Below are 17,003 nucleotides of genomic sequence, written 5' to 3' on the forward strand. Positions count from 1 at the left end.
CGCAAGCTTATATTAATAAACCGCATCAGGTGCTTTGTAATCCAATATAAAGTCGGCAATTTCTTTTAAAACAGATGCGTTAAGTTTATTGCCTTTGTATTCCCACTTTTCTCGTTCGCTATCAACATGAATTTCACCTAAAAATGAAGGGTCATTTTTATCTGTTGGTTCATTCGTTATTTCACGAGGCGACAAGGCGTTTAAAAATTTTGCTTTGAATAAATTATAAATGCCACTACCCCAAACGCCTCTTTCCGAAACAATTTCTATCTGATTTTCGTCTTGATCTTGCTTTCCAACTTTTAAGATTACCATAGCTTTTATTTTTATAATTGAATAACTGCAATGATGGGCACTTGTTTCAACAAGTTTTAATTTTTATAACTAGACAAGTGAAAATTAATATGCTGGTAACATTGGTCGATATTGGGGATTTTGATATGAATGAACAGACACAGGTTGACTGTGCCTTTTGCTACACCTATCAAAAAACAAAGTTGCTTCCAAAAACTGTTGCAAACACGCAAAGCTGCATGGCATTATTCTCAAAAAATGATTTGAGCATGGCAACTGATGGGTGCACTGACGACCCAGCATTTTGTGAATTAGCAAAGTCGCTTATTTGAGAAAACTCTTGTGATGTGGCAGATTTGAAGCCCATAGACCAACTACCAAAAATGCGCTCATCCAGTTGGCCACTTGCCAACTTAATAATGCCTTTATGGCGGTCATCCTTCTCAATTTTATTATAAAGAGCTATCACATCATGCTCCTCGCCTTCAAGTACCTGCATAAAGGTGCCTTCGCTATATAATAGCATTCCGGTAATATCTCGTTCTTTGTTGTTTTGCCTGCTAGTTTTTAAAATTTCACTCAACTCAAAATCATCCATTAGCTTTGAAGCGGCGCTAATATAAACCAAGTAATACATAAAATAGATAAACTACTGTTTGAAATAATGTAACAGGAGTAAACGTATATTTTGCAACAAAAAATGGAATATCCTGTATTATAATTGTCATGTAGCTATTATGTGAGTAAACAGCTTCAATAAGCAAAGGATAATGCAGGAAAGGCAGGTTTTGAAGCAAATTTCACGATTATTCCGTAAAATTTAAGCCTGAGTATTTGCGAGAGAAGCTTTTGAGTTAAGGCTCAATCAATAAATAATCATGTCGACCCAACTACGCTTAATATAAAACTTTAGTTTTTAAAAGATAGAGCAAAATTTATAAATTACTTAAATACAGTTATTTACAATTTAAAAATGATTGAAACAGATTTAATAGTTGTTAACTTATAATCAGATAAAAACTGTTTTTTAACCCCAAATTAAAAACCGAGATGAGAATTTTTCAAAATAACATATTCCTTGATCAGCGTAAACGTGGCTTTCATATCATCACCGCGGATATTTTGCGGGCAATGCCACAAATAAATGAGATTAACGTAGGGCTTTGCCAGGTTTTTATAAAGCATACATCAGCATCGCTAACCATAAATGAAAATGCTGACCCTACTGTACGGCAAGACTTTGAAATGTATTTCAGCAAGACCGTTCCGGAGCGCGACCCTGACTACCGCCACGATTATGAAGGTGATGATGATATGCCTGCCCACTTGAAAGCAGCCATGTTGGGCAGTTCGGTAATAGTCCCAATAAATAACGGCAGGCTGGCATTAGGCACCTGGCAGGGTATTTACCTTTGCGAACACCGCAATCATGGCGGTCATCGCTCGATCGTGATCACAGCGTGGGGACAATAAATTTAAAAATTGATGTGCCGTTTATTATTCCATGCTGATAAAGCGCATATTTGTATAATTTATATGGATATAACACTATTAGCCTTTGGGATTGCCAAAGATATTTTTGGAGCATCTTCCGTAACTGTCGCAGTTAACGAAGCGTCACCAGTCTCTATTTTAAAAGAAAAAATCGAACTGAATTATCCAAAGTTCAAAGCCTTAAAATCATACATGGTTGCAGTTAATAATGAATATGCTGCTGATGATTTAATACTTTCAGCCAGTGACGAAGTTGCTATTATACCACCGGTAAGTGGAGGATGATATGCAGGTACAAGTACAATTATACGATAACGAAATAAATGTTGGTAAATGCATCAACTGGGTAACTACCTCTGAGAGCGGTGGAATAGACATTTTTATAGGCACAGTGCGTAACGCCACAAAGGGAAAGACCGTTTTTAAGCTTGAATTTGAAGCTTACGCCCCGATGGCTATCAAAGAAATGCATAAAATTGCTGATGAGGCTTTAAGTAAATGGAATTTGCAAAAGGTGCTGATACACCATCGCACAGGTGCCTTAGAAGTTGGGGAAATACCCGTTGTAATAGCCGTTTCTGCTGCCCACCGCGATGCCGCGTTTGATGCTTGCCGTTACATTATTGATACTTTAAAACAAACCGTACCAATCTGGAAAAAGGAGTTTTTTGAAGATGGCGAGGTTTGGGTAGCGGCGCATCCATAAGGAATAAGCACCACCCTGATTTACATTCCCTGGAGCCCACCTGCCAGCGACCGCGCATCAATATTTGGATAGTGTTTAGTGAGTAATTTAACCGCTTCTCCACTGCGTTTGCCGGTGGCGCAGTAAAATACAAGAAGGTTATCTTGATTTAAGTTAGGCAACCCCTCTTCAAGTTCATCAAGCGGGATATGTAGTCCGCCGATATCTTCCAGGTCCCTTTCGGCAAGTGTGCGTACATCAATTAATGTTGTCTGCTTCTTCGAGCTTAATTGTTTATATTCATCGAACGATATTAACGGTAGAGCTGCATTTTGTGGTAGCTGTGTGATACTGGTTTTAGTTACGTCACCAATCTTAATTACCCGGCTTTGCATGCTTGCAGCATCAAAAATCAAAATACGGCCGGTAAGTAAATCACCTGTACCTGTAATGTATTTAATCACTTCGTTAGCCTGCATACTGCCCATAATGCCGGCAAGCGTCGGTATAACGCCCCCAACCGAACAGTTAGGCACCTGCGAAGTATTTACATCCGGATAAAGGTCACGGTAGTTAGGCGAATATAGCCCTCCGTAAGCCGGCAGGTTCCAAACGGCAAGCTGGCCTTCGTACTGATAAATGGCTGCGTAAACCAGTGGCTTTTTGCCTATGACACAAGTATCGTTGATAAGATATCTTGCTTCGAAATTATCGGTACAATCTACAATAACATCATATTTATCAGTAAGTTCAATTGAATTATCTGGAGCAATTAAATATCCAAACTCCTGTATAGCTACATCTGGGTTTTGCGCTCTCAACTTTTCTGCCGCAACGGACACTTTTGATTTGCCCACATCAGCTGGCCCGTATAGGATTTGCCGATGCAAATTAGATACCGACACTGTATCACCATCTGCAATACCAATTGTACCTACTCCTGATGCCACCAGGTACTGAAGCACCGGACAACCCAACCCACCTGCCCCAATAACCAAAACCTTTGCATCCTTCAGTTTTTGTTGGGCCGATTCACTGAAACCAGGTAACGCCATTTGGCAACTGTATCGCTCAAAGTTATTTTGCATTTTGCAATACATTACTGTTCCGAATAATAGATTGAATCTGCTCCATTTCTTCAGGCGTATTTACGTTCGCCAAAACGTTATTGGCTGGCGATGGCAACAATTCCACATCCGTATTGATAAGTACCTTGCGGGGGCACGTATAGCCCCGAGCCAAAAATTGCAAAAGCACCGGGTACGCTTTAGGCTCGTAAATAGTTATCAATGGCTCCGGGAAATCGTTTTCAGCGTTTTTGAACGCTGTAGCAATCCTGGCAGTATTACGATTAGCTGTTAAGGATTGTAAAACATCATTATCAACCAAGGGTAAATCGCAGGCAAGTACAAGCCAAGCTGCATCGGGATCGTGGCGAAAAGCCGATAAGATACCACCATAAGGTCCTAAACCTGTAAACGTATCAGTGATGGTACTGTACTCGAATTGAATGGTTTCCTTTTGCTCCTCGTCCCGACAAGATATATAAACCTCATCGCAATAGTTTTTCAAAAGGTCGGCTGCGTAGTAACGCTGCGGTTTATCATGCCAATCAATCCTGCCTTTGTCCTGCCCCATTCGCTCGCTTTTACCGCCTGCAAGTATCAACCCTTTAAGTTTGGGTTTGTTGGTTTGGAGTTTGCCAGCAAAGAATGTAATTAATGCAGGCAGGTCGGTAATTTTTAAAACGGGAACTTCTTGCCAACTAGGTACTACCTCTTTTAAAAAATCAAAGACTTCAGTTCCGTTATCGGTTAAAATAAAAAGTTCCACCTTGGTTAATTGGCCAACGCGTTTTCGCAACGATTCAACTTTATTATCATCTATTATAACTACCTGGGCTTTTGCTTGTTGGTGGTTACCGTTTACAAACACTATGTCAGCATCTGAAAACAACTGGCGTTGCATAAACGGCGTTATAGGCTGCTTGTAGATCAACTGGCTGAAATTTATTTGATCGGTAAATTCAAGGCAAGCACCTGCTGCTAGTCTGCCGGGTAGTTTTGCATCGTCATCGTGCGTGGTATCGGCGTAAGCCACCATAAATTTTGCAGATAGCGATTCTGTCAAACCTTCGGCAAGTGACTTGATTACATTGCAAGTGCTGCCCATAAAAGCCCATTCGTTACGGGCAAAATTACCCAAAGCAGGTTGGGCGATAGCTGCATGTTTTTTATGTCCGTGCAAAGTCACGCTTCCCTCCTGTTTTTGATATCAGCTTAGTTTCTTTAATCACAATATCGTGGCTTAACGCTTTACACATATCATATATAGTTAAAGCCGCTACAGATGCACCTACCAATGCTTCCATCTCAATACCTGTTTTAGCGGTGATGCTGGCGGTACATAAAATTACAACTTCGTTGTCATCATTCAATTTGATACTGATGTCGCAATTATCCATGCCTATTGGATGGCAAAGCGGTATTAACTCGCCTGTTTTTTTTGCACCCATAATGCCAGCAATAACTGCCGTCTGGAAAACAGAACCTTTTTTTGTATTAAAGTCGCCGTTAACAAACTGATCAAGTATTACGTTGGGCAATACAACAACACTTTGTGCCGTGGCTGTACGATGCGTAACCTGCTTGGCAGATACATCAACCATGGAAGGCTTGCCGGCTGCATCTAAATGACTAAATTTTTCTTCTATCAATTTATCTTTCCTCGTTTTAAAAACTTATTACTTTAAACAGCTCTCCGGCCATAAAGTTATCCCGGCCGGCGGGTAACTCAATAAAAGCATCACTATCTGCCAGGTTAGCAAAATCTCCTGAACCATTGCCTTCAACAGGGGTAGCTACTAGTCTTGCTTGCTCATCATGGCTCAATGCCACCTGTAAGAAATAACTTAAATCGGGCTTAAAGGCAAAGTCGCTTGCCAATACCGCATATATCGGCTTAGTTACAGACACACCAAGCCCAGCATAAAGCCAATTTAAAAAGTATTTATGCAGGCACATAAACGTTGCCACAGGGTTACCGGGAAACGCAAATACCACCGCCCCATTTGCATGCCCGCCAAACCAAAAAGGCTTGCCCGGGCGTTGTTTTACTTTATGAAACAGCTTTGTAATTTGTAAGTTCTCAAGCGCTTTAGGGATATAATCAAATTTCCCCATGGATACACCACCACTCAATATCAATACATCATAATTGTTAATGCATTGTTCAAGTACCTGTTCGGTTACCAGTTCATCATCCGGTATGTGCAACGTGCTTACCGCAACGCCTTGCTTTTGTAAAACAGCGCTTACCGTATAGTTGTTGGATCTTCTTATCTGATAGTCACCCGGGCAATCCTCTACGTTTACCAATTCATCACCTGAGGTAATAACAACCACTCGAGGCAATTTTTTTACCATTAATTCAGCTTTACCAACCGATGCAGCAATGCCGACAATTGGAGCAGTAATTTGTCTGCCAGCTTTTACTAAAACGTCACCCCGCTTTTTATCGGCACCTTCAAAGTGGATGTTTTGTCCTATTGAAATATCCTCGATATTAATTTCAGCTAAGCCGTCCTTGATAGCAATATCCTCGTACCTTATAACGGTATCAGCTGATGGCGGTAACGCAGCACCTGTCATGATCTCGACACATTCATCTCCGGCAGTAATGTTTAAAGGTTGGTCGCCTGCGGCTTGCGTACCTGCTATTTTGAAATGCCAGTTGCCGCTGCTAAAAGACCGTGCGCTAATTGCAATACCATCCACCGTAACACGGTTAAATGGTGGCAAATTCCTATCGGCCACAATATCCTCAGCTAATATGCGCCCCGCCGCATGCTCGAAGCCGATAGCCTCCACACCATAATCACGCAACTGCGACAATACTATTCGTTCGGCTTCTTCTACAGTAATCATTTAGCGGGTGTGTTTGCGTTTGCATGGTAAAGTTAAACGTTTTAATACCTAATAAACTTCAACTTATTGCAATTATGTAAGTAATCGGGAACTTTAGTTACGCATCGGTGTTAAATAGGCGCAGGCGTTAGTCTGCATGCAAAATCTTATTATCATGAATGCTATAGTAATACTTGCAGCCGGGGCATCTACCCGCTTTGGTTTGCCCAAGCAAAACCTTACTTATCACCCTAACGAGAGCCTTTTGCAAAACGCCATAAGACATGCGATGGCAGTATCTGATACGGTGTTAGTTGTTTTGGGCGCCAACAGAGAGTCAATCGAGTTTTCAATAAAAGATCAACCTGTAACCATACTTTACAATCCTGAATGGGCCGAAGGGATGGCATCATCTGTAAGGCTGGCCGTTGAAAAACTGCGTACAGACTTTTTACAAATAAGCTCGGCCTTATTTATGTTGTGCGATCAGCCCTATGCTGATGCCGATCTATTGTTAAAAATCGTGAATGCGGCTCAAAACGATAAAGGCATAATAGCAAGCCACTACAACGATACGTTAGGTGCACCAGTGTTATTTAAAGCAAAGTACTTTCCGTATTTAATAGCACTTAAAGGAGCTGAAGGCGCCCGCAATTTGATACAGCAGCACGCTGATGATGTTGAACCGATTGACTTCCCGCTTGGGGAGGTTGATATTGACACACCAGAAGATTGGGAGCGTTTCAGGTAGTTATAAACAAAAAGAGGCGCATGATGCGCCTCTTTTTGTTTGCTTATTTCGCTACCGAAAATTTATAGATAGATTGTGTACGATAAGTTTCGCCGGGTTTTAACACCGTTGTTGGGAACGATAATTGGTTTGGCGAATCGGGATAGTGTTGCGTTTCCATTGCGAATGATGTACGGAAATCATCTTTCTTACCGCCTTTCATCATATTTTGCGATTGCATGAAGTTACCGCTGTAAAATTGCAGACCAGGCTCCTCGGTAAACACTTCCATTTTAATGCCGCTTTTGTCGCCAACTACGGTAGCGATAGCTGTGCTTAAATCGTGCTTGTTTAAAACAAAATTATGGTCGTAACCTTTTCCGTCGGTTAACTGATCATTTTTATCATTGATACGTTTACCTATTTTTTCGGGCTTAGTAAAATCAAAAGGTGTGTTGGCTACTGCTTCTATTTTACCTGTTGGTATCAAAGTAGCATCAACCGGGGTGTAGTTGTCGGCATGTATTTGCACCAGGTGATCAAGTATGGTGCCGCTACCCTCGCCGTTAAGGTTAAAAAATGCATGATTGGTTAGGTTAACCACTGTTGTTTTATCGGTAGTGGCTTCATAGCTTACTTTCATAGCATTATCATCGGTAATTTGGTAAGTAACCTTTACCTTTAAGTTGCCCGGAAAACCACCTTCCATATCTTTCGCAAGGTAACTTAACTCCAGCGTTGATGGGTCAATTTGTTTACCATCCCAAATCACTTCCTGAAAACCCGGGTGGCCGCCGTGTAAAGTATTGGAGCCATTATTTGTGGCAAGTGTATATTCCTTGCCATCAAGCTTAAATTTACCTTTGGCTATCCTGTTACCAAACCTGCCGATAGTTGCACCGTAGTAAGGTTCTTTGGATTTCTCAAAGCCTTCAACACTTTCAAAACCAAGCACAACATCGGTCATTACGCTATCCTTGTTAGGCACAAACAGGCTCACAATACGGCCGCCGTAGTTGGTAACCGCAGCAGTCATTCCGTGCTTATTCTTTAAAATGTATAAATGGGTTTGTTTGCCGTTAATAGTTTTTTGGAAAGCTGCTGTATCCGGCAGGCTAATGGCGGTAATGGTGCTATCGGTCATTTTTGTAGATGTTTCTTTGGCTGATTGATTGCAGGATGCAAAAACAGCGCTGCAAGCAATAGCTACAGCCAAAGATGTGTTTTTAATAGATGTTTGCATAATATTTTTGTTGTTCATTATTGGTTAGATGCGGGTTTGGCTAATGGCTCGCCTGCTTTTACAGGGATACCAAAATCGGGCGTACCATCTCCTTTCCAGGTAAAGCGCTGCATCCTTGGCGATCGCTTATTACCGCAACCCTGACCGGGCTCCGAATTTGCATGATAAATAATCCAGTTTTCTTTACCGTTTGGCGATTTAAAGAACGAATTATGGCCCGGTGCGTATACGCCGTTTTGCGGCGCTTGCTTAAATACAGGTTGTTTGGATTTAACCCAAGATTTAGGATTAGTAAGATCACTGTTTGCCGATGCGGTAAGCATGCCCAGCGCATAAAAATCCGTCCAGCATCCGCTTGCTGAATAAATGAGGAACACTTTATTGCCATGCATTAAAATCTGCGGACCTTCGTTAACATTTACGTGAGACGGGTTACCTGGCAAATCGCCGTGTAATTCCCAATCGAACAAAGGGCTTGATATTTTTGATCGCGAGCCGTCTATGGTCCAGGGGTTTTTCATCCTAGCAATGTATATATCCTGCTGAACGTTTACATCGCCTTCCCAACCTGCCCAAATCATATAAAGTTTACCCTTGTGCTCAAATACAGAGCCATCTATAGCCCACTTATTGGTTGCATCTCCTACCTGCCCTTTAAATACCCATTGGCCCTTCATTGGGTCGGCATTGGTGTTTTCAAGCACATACATGCGGTGGTTATTATTGTCGCCATCGTCGGCAGCAAAATACATATACCATTTGTGGTTGATGTAGTGTAACTCGGGTGCCCAAAGTTCCTTTGCGTAAGCCTTGCCTGCAGGTGGTTCCCAAACAGTCTTCTTATCTGCATTAGCAAGTTGCGACACATCTTTGGTTTTCCAGATCATTAATTTGTTCTGAAGCGAATTTGTGTAGTAGTAATATCCCTGATGATATATCACCCATGGATCGGCACCCGAGGGTAACAGTGGATTGGTGAACGTTTGCCCCGGCACAGCTTGTGCAATTGCAGATTTTATAAACAAGCTTACAATTAAGCTTAAAAGAATCTTTTTCATTTCAATTATAAGTTTAAAGCTTCGGGCCCTAATACTGCGCTGTTGCATACATAAGTTGGTACAATGCCGCTTGCCGAAATCCAGCTTTCGGCATCATCTGGCCGGGTATTGCCCGATAGCACCAGCACGGTATCTAACCCAAACTTATTGCCACCAATAATATCGGTTTGTAAGGTATCGCCTACCATTACAATTTGCTTTTTGTTGATTTCGCGATAGCTGCGTATCAAATCATAAACAAACATAAACATTTGCGAATCCGGCTTGCCAAAGCGTATAAACTTTTTACCTACAATGGTTTCAACCATTTTGGATAAGCCGCCTATGGCGATGGCTACGTCTGTTAATGATACCGGATAGGCATGATCTGTATTGGCAACAATTGCAGGTATTGTGCGCCTACGTAATATATTAACCGCCTTATTAAGATCTGAAAACCAGTCGAAACCCTCATCGTCCAGAAAGACCAGGGCATTTACTTTATCAATATTGGAGTTGTTTACATCGCGTACCGGAAGCGTTTTTAAACCAGCGCTTTCAATGTAATGGGCAGATTCATCGGTACCCAGATAGGCTACAATACCTCCGTCAACTTTCAGGTCGAGGTACTCTTTTGTCAGTTGTCCTGACGATATGATTCTATCAGCAGTAATTAAATGCAGTCCTTTTTTATGATATGATTCTGCCAGTTCCGAGGGACTGCGCGATGCATCGTTGGTGACGATGTAATATTCCTTTTTTTGTTGGGCCAGATAGTCAAACGTGCGACCAATGCCTGATAACAAGCCCGAATGGTTTTTTAAAACCCCAAATGCATCAAAAAAAACAACTTCGTAACGGTCAATAATTGATTTAAAATCTTCTATACGTTTCATCCACTTTTGATCTTACCTTCTTTGGATCTTCAATGTACTATACTAATCCCAGTGCTTTTATGATTTTCTCGGCATCAAAGTCCCTGTCGACAGATGGCAAGTAAATTTCAAATGCCTCGGCCTGCAGTTTTTTGGCGTATTGTTCGCTAAAAAAGTATTTGCCATCTTTAATTACATAGTTAAGGATAAAAAAGCGATAAGCATCCTTCAAAAAGCGTATTTCGTCGGCTGTAACAGGGTTTACGCTATGATATTCCTTTAAAAACGTTATAAAGCGGTCCTCCATCATCGGCCCAATTACGTAACTGAATACGGTACGGTCGCCTGCGTCTGATACTACCCTGCTGAAAAAATAAAAGTCTAGCAGCCTGTAGCTCATCCTAAACCAGTCATAATCCCAACGCGAAAAAAGATCGAGATCGGGCGTTACCGAAAAGTTACCAATGTTCCAATCAATAAAAACTGGTATAATCTCAAACTCGCTCATGTTATACCTCGAGCGGTTTTTAAGAAATTGCTCGCAATGGTATTTCAGGAAATCAACCTGCATGGCAGTACCAAATTTGCGCTCGTCTTTTTCTATCTGCCGTTGCAGGTCATATATATCTGTACGCAAAGTTTTTGACGATTTTGGCAATACGTTTTTTACCCGTGAACATGCTTTATGAAATTTGCCCAACTGTGAGCCAAGCTTCCTGATCATATCATCGTCCAGCCGGCGGGGCAACCTCTCCATCATTCGGGTAGGGTTATAAAAAACCACCCAGGCGTCGTCCTTACCTTGTTTATAACGGTAAATGTATACACGGTTGTTCTTGAGCAATGATTTCGAAAGCAGGTTTTCAAACGGGTATAGCAGGTTGTTTGACAGTGCCTGTATAATGCGATGATCTTCTTTAAAGTGCTCAAACTTCCCGAAAAACGAAAGTTTAGCTATGATGATGTCATCGTCGTCAAAAGTTATACGGTACACATGGTTGGTAGACACCATTGCACTAATGTCTTCAATGGTTTCTATAACCTTTGAATTATCGTAACCTTCCCAGGCCGATTTTATAATAAGATGAAAGTCCATTTAACCAGGATTAAGCTGATTGGTACGATTTAAGGATTTTGATTAGCCCGTTTCGCACTTGATTTAAATTTATTGGCGGGTAAAGATAACCAGGATTAAGCTGATAAAAGTGGTCACATACCATTAATCCTAAAAATCTGCTAAATCACGGTTATATAATTTCAAAGTACCTTTTCAATTCCCAGTCGCTTACACTCTTGGCATATTGGCGGTGCTCCCAAAGGCGGGTTTGGGTAAAGTGTTTTACAAAGCCCTCGCCGAAAAGCTCCTTTGCTATTGCCGAGTTTTGCATTGCTGTTGCGGCATCAAACAAGTTTTTGTGTAAAACGCCGTTGGCTTTGTTGGCATAACCGTTGCCTTTTGTTGGCTCAATATCAAGTGTGAGTTTATTTTTAATGCCGTAAAGCCCCGATGCTAAAGCGGCTGCAATAGCCAGATATGGGTTTGTATCGGAACCCGGGATGCGCGTTTCCAACCGAGTATAACCTTCATTCGTATTAATCACCCTTAATGCTGTAGTACGATTTTCTACTCCCCAGGTTATGGTAGTTGGCGCCCATGCACCTTCTACCAAACGTTTGTAGCTATTTATGGTTGGCGCGTACATAGGCAGTAAATGCGGCAAACAATACAGTTGCCCCGCTAAATATTGCTTATGCAATTCGCTCATTTTGTTAACATCCGCAGCATCGTAAAAAAGATTTTTTGAAAGATCTTTCGTCCACAGGCTTTGGTGCACATGGCCGCTGCAACCCGGTAGCTCTTGATTCCACTTTGCCATAAAGGTAGCCGTTATGCCATGCTTGGCTGCAATCTCTTTTACGGCTGTTTTAAAAAGTACAGCTTTGTCTGCAGCTGCCAATGTTTCGTCGTGCATTATTGCAGCTTCGTAAACACCGGGTCCCGTTTCTGTATGGATACCTTCTACAGGAATATTAAATTTCGTAAGCAGGTTAAACAGATTGTAATAGAAATCACTGTGTTGGGATGTACGGAGTATAGAGTAACCGAACATGCCAGGGCTCAAAGGTTCAAGATTGGCAAAACCCTTTTGCTGCAGGCTTTGCGGCGTCTCCTTAAAGTTAAACCACTCAAACTCTTGCGCAAACTCAGCATGGAAGCCCATATCCTTACATTGGGCAATAATTGTTTTAAGTAGGCTGCGAGGATCGGCAGCTACTGTTGCACCATTTGGGCCGGTAAAGTCTGCCAGGAAAAACGGAATATCATCCTGCCATGGAATAGTACGGAATGTGGCCAGGTCGATATAACAAAGCTTATCAGGGTAGCCACTGTGCCAGCCGGTTAGCTCAACATTATCATATGTTACATCATTGCTATCCCATCCAAAAACTACATCACAAAAGCCGTAACCGGCATCCATCCCATCAATTAACTTTTTGCGGCTGATAACCTTACCGCGCAAAACCCCGTCGATGTCAGCGAAAGCAAATTTTACTTTCTGTATGTTGTTCTCTTTTATATATGAGAGTACTTGCTCCTGATTCATATGGTTTAGATATTACGATAAGGCAAGTTAAAAGAATTTATTTTATTGTGCCACCTTGGCCAAAGCCTAAATCGTAAACACCTGGTTTGGTTAACACAATGTTTTGTACATTCAACTATGCAACACCTGCTTTTTGTATATGGCACGTTACTATTAGCTGATAACGACATTGTAAGGCAACTAAGGCAACATTCCTGTTTTGTAACGCATGGTACAATCAGGGGTGCATTGTACGACATTGGCGAATACCCCGGATTGATCATGAATTCACCAACAGTCGCTTTGGTACAAGGCAATGTTTATGAGGTTGACGAAGTGGCTTTGAAAATAGTTGATGATTACGAAGGCTTTGGCCCCGGGCAGGATGAACCTTTTTTGTACCTGCGGGAAATGAAAGATATTGAAACCGACAAGGTGATTGTGAAAGCCTGGGTGTATATCTATGATCATGACATAACTGGCCTAACCCCGATTGTATCCGGAAATTATATCGAATATTTAGCGCAAAAAAAATCCCGCGATGCTTGATGCACCGCAGGATTTTAGATATGCTTGATCTGCTAATTAAACGTTAGCTGATTTTACAGTTTTAATGATAACTGCTGCTACTTTGTATGGATCTGCAGCAGAGTTAGGACGACGATCTTCCAGGTAACCGCTCCAGTTGTGGTCAACTGCGTAAAGCGGGATACGGATAGAAGCACCACGGTCAGATACACCGTAGCTGAAATCGTGGATTGATGCTGTTTCGTGTTTACCGGTTAAGCGCTGATCGTTGTCGGCACCGTAAACAGCAATACACTCAGCAACTGCAGGGCGGAAAGCCTCACATACAGCTTTGAATTTTTCTTCGCTGTTAGCAGTACGCAACAATGTGTTTGAGAAGTTTGCATGCATACCAGAACCGTTCCAGTCTAACTGACCCAACGGTTTGCAATGCCAGTTAATTGATACTCCGTATTTCTCGCCAATGCGCTCAAGCAGGTAACGTGCAACCCAAATCTGGTCGCCGGCCTCTTTAGCACCTTTAGCAAAAATCTGGAACTCCCATTGGCCTGCTGCAACCTCAGCGTTGATACCTTCAACGTTTAAGCCTGCTTCAAGGCAAACATCTAAGTGTTCTTCAACTATCTCACGACCGTAAGCATTGTTAGCACCTACCGAGCAATAGTATGGGCCTTGCGGACCTGGGTAACCACCTGCCGGGAAACCAAGCGGTTTGTTTGTTTGAGGATCCCAAAGGAAGTACTCCTGCTCAAATCCAAACCAAAAATCGTTATCATCATCCTGGATCAACGCACGACCGTTTGATTCATGAGGCTCGCCTTTTGAATCTAAAACTTCGCACATTACAAGGTATGCGTCTTTGCGCTGAGGATCAGGGCAAGCAAATACGGGTTTAAGAATACAATCTGATGAACCGCCTGGTGCCTGCTCGGTTGATGAACCATCAAAGCTCCAATTATCAAGTTCTTCAACATTGCCGCTAAAAGATTTTACAATTTTTGTTTTGCTACGCAGGCTTTGTGTTGGTTTGTAACCATCAAGCCAGATGTACTCCAGTTTTGTTGCCATTTCTATGTTTTTTGTAATTTTAGTTTAAATAATAGCTCTTCAAAAGATCAATTAGTTCAATTTACAAAGGCGAATTTAATTTAATTTTACAAATTTCATAGTATTGACATTATTTTTTAAAGAAAATAACAATAAATCATCCTACAAATACTCAAATCTGATAAAAGTTACTATGCATGCATTATAACTGTGGCTTATTAATGCGTTATTAAAATATATGGTTATTTAGAGATGTATAAATAATAAGTACATGGATCGTTAGCGTTCTATTTACTTGATGCTACTCCCCAATAGCATGTATTTCGGATTCTTTTAAGAAGTAAATGATCAATTGTTACTTCAGTTTTGCTTTTGCCGGCTTCTAACGAGATAAAAAGCAATGCTAAACTGTTATCATATATATAAGATGCTATCATTCTTTCTCTATGACCCTTTTTCACAATGTCCAGCCGCAAACCGTTTGTGGCGCCTTTGTTTTGTATGGTATCGGGAAGGCCGCTCGCTTTAACCCAGTTAACTACATATAAAATATCCTTATCTGCTGCATCGATGTTGAGCGATTTGAATTGGCTGCTTTGCTGTGCCGCTTGTATTATGCATTTAATGCAAGGGTCGGGAATGGTTGCCACTTTTCCGTACTTATCCTGCGGATTATTAATAATACTATCACGCTTTCCATTTATGGTTACCGGCGTTTTTGTAATGCTATCGGCTGTTGACTGCTGTTTTTTGCCGCTACATGCCTGCATCATTAAGATCAACCCGGTAAAGCTGTATAGTACAATGTGTTTATACATAGTTCGATCGTTTAATTATCCACTATAACAGCAGCAAAAATTATTTGTGTTTATGGGTGATGCCACACAGCTTTTGATTTGCGCATTTTATAATACTGCGGTAAATTAAATGCCATTATTGTATTTAAACTTAATTTGATAGAGCATTTTGTCGGAAAAATCATTAAAATTGTCTGATTTATCCTAAAACAAATTCGGGGTATTTTGGGGTTTACAAGTATTAGTCAAATTATTTGAGTGTGTCAGCACATTCGGTGTTATCATGAGCAATAGCAACAATATTTCAGATTCGACGGTTGATGTAGTTTTAATTGGCGCAGGTATAATGAGCGCCACGCTTGGTGTGATGCTTAAGGAGTTACAGCCCGATATGAGCATACAGATATTTGAGCGTTTGGATACTGTTGCTGCCGAAAGCTCTGACGCCATGAACAATGCGGGCACGGGACACTCAGCATTTTGCGAACTTAACTATACGCCTCAACGCAAAGACGGTACTATAGAGATTACCAAGGCTATTAAAATCGCCGAGCAGTTTGAGCTAAGCAAAGAGTTTTGGGCTTATTTAGTTGAGCAAAATTACGTTGGTCCGCCGCAGACTTTTATAAACAAAACGCCGCACATGAGTTTTGTGTGGGGCGACAACAATGTTGAATACCTGAGAAAGCGCCACGAGGCGTTAGTAAAGCACCACTTTTTTAAAGGTATGCTTTACTCTGACGACCAATCGCAAATAAAACAGTGGGTACCCCTTATTATGGACGGCCGAAACGAAGGTGATAAAGTATCGGCAACGTTTATGGATATAGGCACCGATGTTAACTTCGGTTCGCTTACACGTAGCCTTATCGATAAACTTAAACAAAAACCTAATGTATCGTTACACCTTAACCACGAGGTTGACGACGTAAAACGCAATAAAGAAAATACCTGGAGCATAAAAGTAAGCGATAAAATTAACGGCACTACGCGCAAGCTAAATGCAAAGTTTGTATTTGTTGGCGCAGGTGGTGGTGCTTTGCACTTATTGCAAAAGTCGGGTATTCCGGAAAGCAAAGGTTTTGGTGGTTTTCCGGTAAGCGGGCAATGGCTGGTTTGTAATAACCCTGCCGTAGTGGCGCAGCACAATGCAAAAGTTTACGGTAAAGCTTCGGTAGGTTCGCCGCCAATGTCTGTACCGCATTTGGATACCCGCATGATAGATGGTAAAAAGTCTTTGCTGTTTGGTCCTTACGCCGGTTTCTCTACCCGTTTCCTTAAAAAAGGTTCATTGCTTGATTTATTTAAGTCCATCAAGCCTAACAATATATTGCCACTACTGGCTGTTGGTCGCGATAATATGGCTCTCACCAAGTATTTAATTGGCCAGGTAATGCAATCGCCTGCTGATAGGTTAAAGGCCTTGCAGGAATACTTCCCTGCTGCTAAAAATGAGGACTGGGACCTGGATATTGCGGGCCAGCGTGTACAGATCATCAAAAAAGATGCTAAGCGTACCGGTGTGCTTGAGTTTGGTACTGAAGTAGTAACCAGCGCAGATGGCTCCATATCTGCCTTGTTAGGTGCTTCCCCGGGTGCATCAACATCAGTACCTATCATGATCGAACTGATAAGCCGTTGCTTTAAAGCCCAAGGCTCGTCAAATGCATGGCAGGAAAAGTTCAAGCAAATGATCCCGTCGTTCGGGCGGTCGTTGTCTGATAATGAGACCCTGGCGGATGAAACCAGAGCGAGGACAAGTAAAGCACTTGGATTACAATAG

Annotated in this window: 19 protein-coding genes; 6 read left to right on the forward strand and 13 right to left on the reverse strand. The window is 41.7% G+C overall.

Annotation, left to right across the window (positions count from 1 at the left end; translation table 11 throughout):
• Window positions 1-12: 12 nt before the first annotated feature.
• The gene (locus tag FPZ43_RS02885) at window positions 13-315 is read right to left on the reverse strand and encodes a hypothetical protein (RefSeq protein WP_146380334.1); all 303 of its coding nucleotides are present in this window, start codon (window positions 313-315) and stop codon (window positions 13-15) included.
• Between the two features lie 169 nt (window positions 316-484).
• Complete coding sequence (locus tag FPZ43_RS02890; RefSeq protein ID WP_146380335.1) at window positions 485-931, reverse strand: BLUF domain-containing protein; 447 nt, start codon at window positions 929-931, stop codon at window positions 485-487.
• A gap of 413 nt (window positions 932-1,344) precedes the next feature.
• On the opposite strand from FPZ43_RS02890, the gene FPZ43_RS02895 reads away from it, so the two are divergent.
• The 3 genes from FPZ43_RS02895 to FPZ43_RS02905 all read left to right on the forward strand — a co-directional run bounded on the left by FPZ43_RS02895 (window position 1,345) and on the right by FPZ43_RS02905 (window position 2,494).
• Complete coding sequence (locus tag FPZ43_RS02895) at window positions 1,345-1,767, forward strand: secondary thiamine-phosphate synthase enzyme YjbQ (RefSeq protein WP_146380336.1); 423 nt, start codon at window positions 1,345-1,347, stop codon at window positions 1,765-1,767.
• A 63-nt stretch (window positions 1,768-1,830) separates the two neighbouring features.
• Window positions 1,831-2,073 carry a MoaD/ThiS family protein gene (locus tag FPZ43_RS02900; protein ID WP_146380337.1) on the forward strand — a complete coding sequence of 81 codons (243 nt, stop codon included), beginning with the start codon at window positions 1,831-1,833 and terminating at the stop codon, window positions 2,071-2,073.
• Window position 2,074: 1 nt separating this feature from the next.
• Window positions 2,075-2,494, forward strand: a complete 420-nt coding sequence (locus FPZ43_RS02905; RefSeq protein WP_146380338.1) for a molybdenum cofactor biosynthesis protein MoaE — start codon at window positions 2,075-2,077, stop codon at window positions 2,492-2,494.
• A 20-nt stretch (window positions 2,495-2,514) separates the two neighbouring features.
• On the opposite strand, the gene FPZ43_RS02910 is transcribed toward FPZ43_RS02905, so the two are convergent.
• The 4 genes from FPZ43_RS02910 to FPZ43_RS02925 are packed head-to-tail and all read right to left on the reverse strand — an operon-like array spanning window position 2,515 to window position 6,399.
• Window positions 2,515-3,561: a HesA/MoeB/ThiF family protein gene (locus tag FPZ43_RS02910; RefSeq protein ID WP_146380339.1), complete on the reverse strand. Its 1,047-nt coding sequence runs from the start codon at window positions 3,559-3,561 to the stop codon at window positions 2,515-2,517.
• Window positions 3,551-4,726 (reverse strand): NTP transferase domain-containing protein, encoded by a 1,176-nt coding sequence (locus tag FPZ43_RS02915; RefSeq protein ID WP_222430913.1) that lies wholly within the window; start codon window positions 4,724-4,726, stop codon window positions 3,551-3,553. The genes FPZ43_RS02910 and FPZ43_RS02915 overlap by 11 nt, the downstream gene beginning before the upstream one ends.
• Window positions 4,707-5,189: a cyclic pyranopterin monophosphate synthase MoaC gene (gene moaC / locus FPZ43_RS02920; RefSeq protein ID WP_261380972.1), complete on the reverse strand. Its 483-nt coding sequence runs from the start codon at window positions 5,187-5,189 to the stop codon at window positions 4,707-4,709. The genes FPZ43_RS02915 and moaC overlap by 20 nt, the downstream gene beginning before the upstream one ends.
• 16 nt (window positions 5,190-5,205) lie before the next feature.
• Window positions 5,206-6,399, reverse strand: a complete 1,194-nt coding sequence (locus FPZ43_RS02925; protein WP_146380340.1) for a molybdopterin molybdotransferase MoeA — start codon at window positions 6,397-6,399, stop codon at window positions 5,206-5,208.
• A gap of 154 nt (window positions 6,400-6,553) precedes the next feature.
• On the opposite strand from FPZ43_RS02925, the gene FPZ43_RS02930 reads away from it, so the two are divergent.
• Window positions 6,554-7,129 carry a nucleotidyltransferase family protein gene (locus FPZ43_RS02930; RefSeq protein WP_186461745.1) on the forward strand — a complete coding sequence of 192 codons (576 nt, stop codon included), beginning with the start codon at window positions 6,554-6,556 and terminating at the stop codon, window positions 7,127-7,129.
• 43 nt (window positions 7,130-7,172) lie between these two features.
• Here the strand turns inward: FPZ43_RS02930 and FPZ43_RS02935 are convergent, their stop codons facing one another.
• The 5 genes from FPZ43_RS02935 to FPZ43_RS02955 all read right to left on the reverse strand — a co-directional run bounded on the left by FPZ43_RS02935 (window position 7,173) and on the right by FPZ43_RS02955 (window position 12,869).
• A complete protein-coding gene (locus tag FPZ43_RS02935; RefSeq protein ID WP_261380973.1) occupies window positions 7,173-8,369 on the reverse strand; it encodes an aldose epimerase family protein in 1,197 nt (398 codons plus the stop codon).
• Complete coding sequence (locus FPZ43_RS02940; protein WP_146380342.1) at window positions 8,369-9,409, reverse strand: glycoside hydrolase family 43 protein; 1,041 nt, start codon at window positions 9,407-9,409, stop codon at window positions 8,369-8,371. Before FPZ43_RS02940 ends, FPZ43_RS02935 begins: the two co-directional genes overlap by 1 nt.
• Before the next feature lie 5 nt (window positions 9,410-9,414).
• Window positions 9,415-10,284 carry an HAD-IIA family hydrolase gene (locus FPZ43_RS02945; RefSeq protein WP_146380343.1) on the reverse strand — a complete coding sequence of 290 codons (870 nt, stop codon included), beginning with the start codon at window positions 10,282-10,284 and terminating at the stop codon, window positions 9,415-9,417.
• A gap of 37 nt (window positions 10,285-10,321) precedes the next feature.
• Window positions 10,322-11,359: a hypothetical protein gene (locus FPZ43_RS02950; protein WP_146380344.1), complete on the reverse strand. Its 1,038-nt coding sequence runs from the start codon at window positions 11,357-11,359 to the stop codon at window positions 10,322-10,324.
• A gap of 151 nt (window positions 11,360-11,510) precedes the next feature.
• Window positions 11,511-12,869 carry a glutamine synthetase family protein gene (locus tag FPZ43_RS02955; RefSeq protein WP_146380345.1) on the reverse strand — a complete coding sequence of 453 codons (1,359 nt, stop codon included), beginning with the start codon at window positions 12,867-12,869 and terminating at the stop codon, window positions 11,511-11,513.
• A gap of 117 nt (window positions 12,870-12,986) precedes the next feature.
• Between FPZ43_RS02955 and FPZ43_RS02960 the strand changes: the two genes are divergently transcribed.
• Window positions 12,987-13,397, forward strand: coding sequence for a gamma-glutamylcyclotransferase family protein (locus tag FPZ43_RS02960; protein WP_146380346.1), 411 nt, complete (start codon window positions 12,987-12,989; stop codon window positions 13,395-13,397).
• 36 nt (window positions 13,398-13,433) lie between these two features.
• Here the strand turns inward: FPZ43_RS02960 and FPZ43_RS02965 are convergent, their stop codons facing one another.
• Both FPZ43_RS02965 and FPZ43_RS02970 read right to left on the reverse strand, forming a co-directional pair.
• Window positions 13,434-14,444, reverse strand: coding sequence for a glutamine synthetase beta-grasp domain-containing protein (locus FPZ43_RS02965; protein WP_146380347.1), 1,011 nt, complete (start codon window positions 14,442-14,444; stop codon window positions 13,434-13,436).
• Window positions 14,445-14,710: 266 nt separating this feature from the next.
• Window positions 14,711-15,241, reverse strand: coding sequence for a hypothetical protein (locus FPZ43_RS02970; RefSeq protein WP_146380348.1), 531 nt, complete (start codon window positions 15,239-15,241; stop codon window positions 14,711-14,713).
• Window positions 15,242-15,503: 262 nt separating this feature from the next.
• On the opposite strand from FPZ43_RS02970, the gene FPZ43_RS02975 reads away from it, so the two are divergent.
• The gene (locus FPZ43_RS02975; RefSeq protein WP_146380349.1) at window positions 15,504-17,003 is read left to right on the forward strand and encodes a malate:quinone oxidoreductase; all 1,500 of its coding nucleotides are present in this window, start codon (window positions 15,504-15,506) and stop codon (window positions 17,001-17,003) included.

Source organism: Mucilaginibacter pallidiroseus (assembly GCF_007846085.1).
Classification (GTDB): Bacteria; Bacteroidota; Bacteroidia; order Sphingobacteriales; family Sphingobacteriaceae; genus Mucilaginibacter; species Mucilaginibacter pallidiroseus.

Excerpts from the sequence above, each read along its gene's own strand:
- FPZ43_RS02895 (WP_146380336.1), top strand. The coding sequence starts at position 1,345 with ATGAGAATTTTTCAAAATAACATATTCCTTGATCAGCGTAAACGTGGC.
- FPZ43_RS02955 (WP_146380345.1), bottom strand. The coding sequence starts at position 12,869 with ATGAATCAGGAGCAAGTACTCTCATATATAAAAGAGAACAACATACAG.
- FPZ43_RS02890 (WP_146380335.1), bottom strand. The coding sequence starts at position 931 with ATGTATTACTTGGTTTATATTAGCGCCGCTTCAAAGCTAATGGATGAT.
- FPZ43_RS02965 (WP_146380347.1), bottom strand. The coding sequence starts at position 14,444 with ATGGCAACAAAACTGGAGTACATCTGGCTTGATGGTTACAAACCAACA.
- FPZ43_RS02945 (WP_146380343.1), bottom strand. The coding sequence starts at position 10,284 with ATGAAACGTATAGAAGATTTTAAATCAATTATTGACCGTTACGAAGTT.
- FPZ43_RS02905 (WP_146380338.1), top strand. The coding sequence starts at position 2,075 with ATGCAGGTACAAGTACAATTATACGATAACGAAATAAATGTTGGTAAA.
- FPZ43_RS02930 (WP_186461745.1), top strand. The coding sequence starts at position 6,554 with ATGAATGCTATAGTAATACTTGCAGCCGGGGCATCTACCCGCTTTGGT.
- FPZ43_RS02970 (WP_146380348.1), bottom strand. The coding sequence starts at position 15,241 with ATGTATAAACACATTGTACTATACAGCTTTACCGGGTTGATCTTAATG.
- FPZ43_RS02940 (WP_146380342.1), bottom strand. The coding sequence starts at position 9,409 with ATGAAAAAGATTCTTTTAAGCTTAATTGTAAGCTTGTTTATAAAATCT.
- FPZ43_RS02960 (WP_146380346.1), top strand. The coding sequence starts at position 12,987 with ATGCAACACCTGCTTTTTGTATATGGCACGTTACTATTAGCTGATAAC.
- FPZ43_RS02925 (WP_146380340.1), bottom strand. The coding sequence starts at position 6,399 with ATGATTACTGTAGAAGAAGCCGAACGAATAGTATTGTCGCAGTTGCGT.
- FPZ43_RS02885 (WP_146380334.1), bottom strand. The coding sequence starts at position 315 with ATGGTAATCTTAAAAGTTGGAAAGCAAGATCAAGACGAAAATCAGATA.
- FPZ43_RS02975 (WP_146380349.1), top strand. The coding sequence starts at position 15,504 with ATGAGCAATAGCAACAATATTTCAGATTCGACGGTTGATGTAGTTTTA.
- FPZ43_RS02950 (WP_146380344.1), bottom strand. The coding sequence starts at position 11,359 with ATGGACTTTCATCTTATTATAAAATCGGCCTGGGAAGGTTACGATAAT.
- FPZ43_RS02910 (WP_146380339.1), bottom strand. The coding sequence starts at position 3,561 with ATGCAAAATAACTTTGAGCGATACAGTTGCCAAATGGCGTTACCTGGT.
- FPZ43_RS02900 (WP_146380337.1), top strand. The coding sequence starts at position 1,831 with ATGGATATAACACTATTAGCCTTTGGGATTGCCAAAGATATTTTTGGA.
- FPZ43_RS02935 (WP_261380973.1), bottom strand. The coding sequence starts at position 8,369 with ATGAACAACAAAAATATTATGCAAACATCTATTAAAAACACATCTTTG.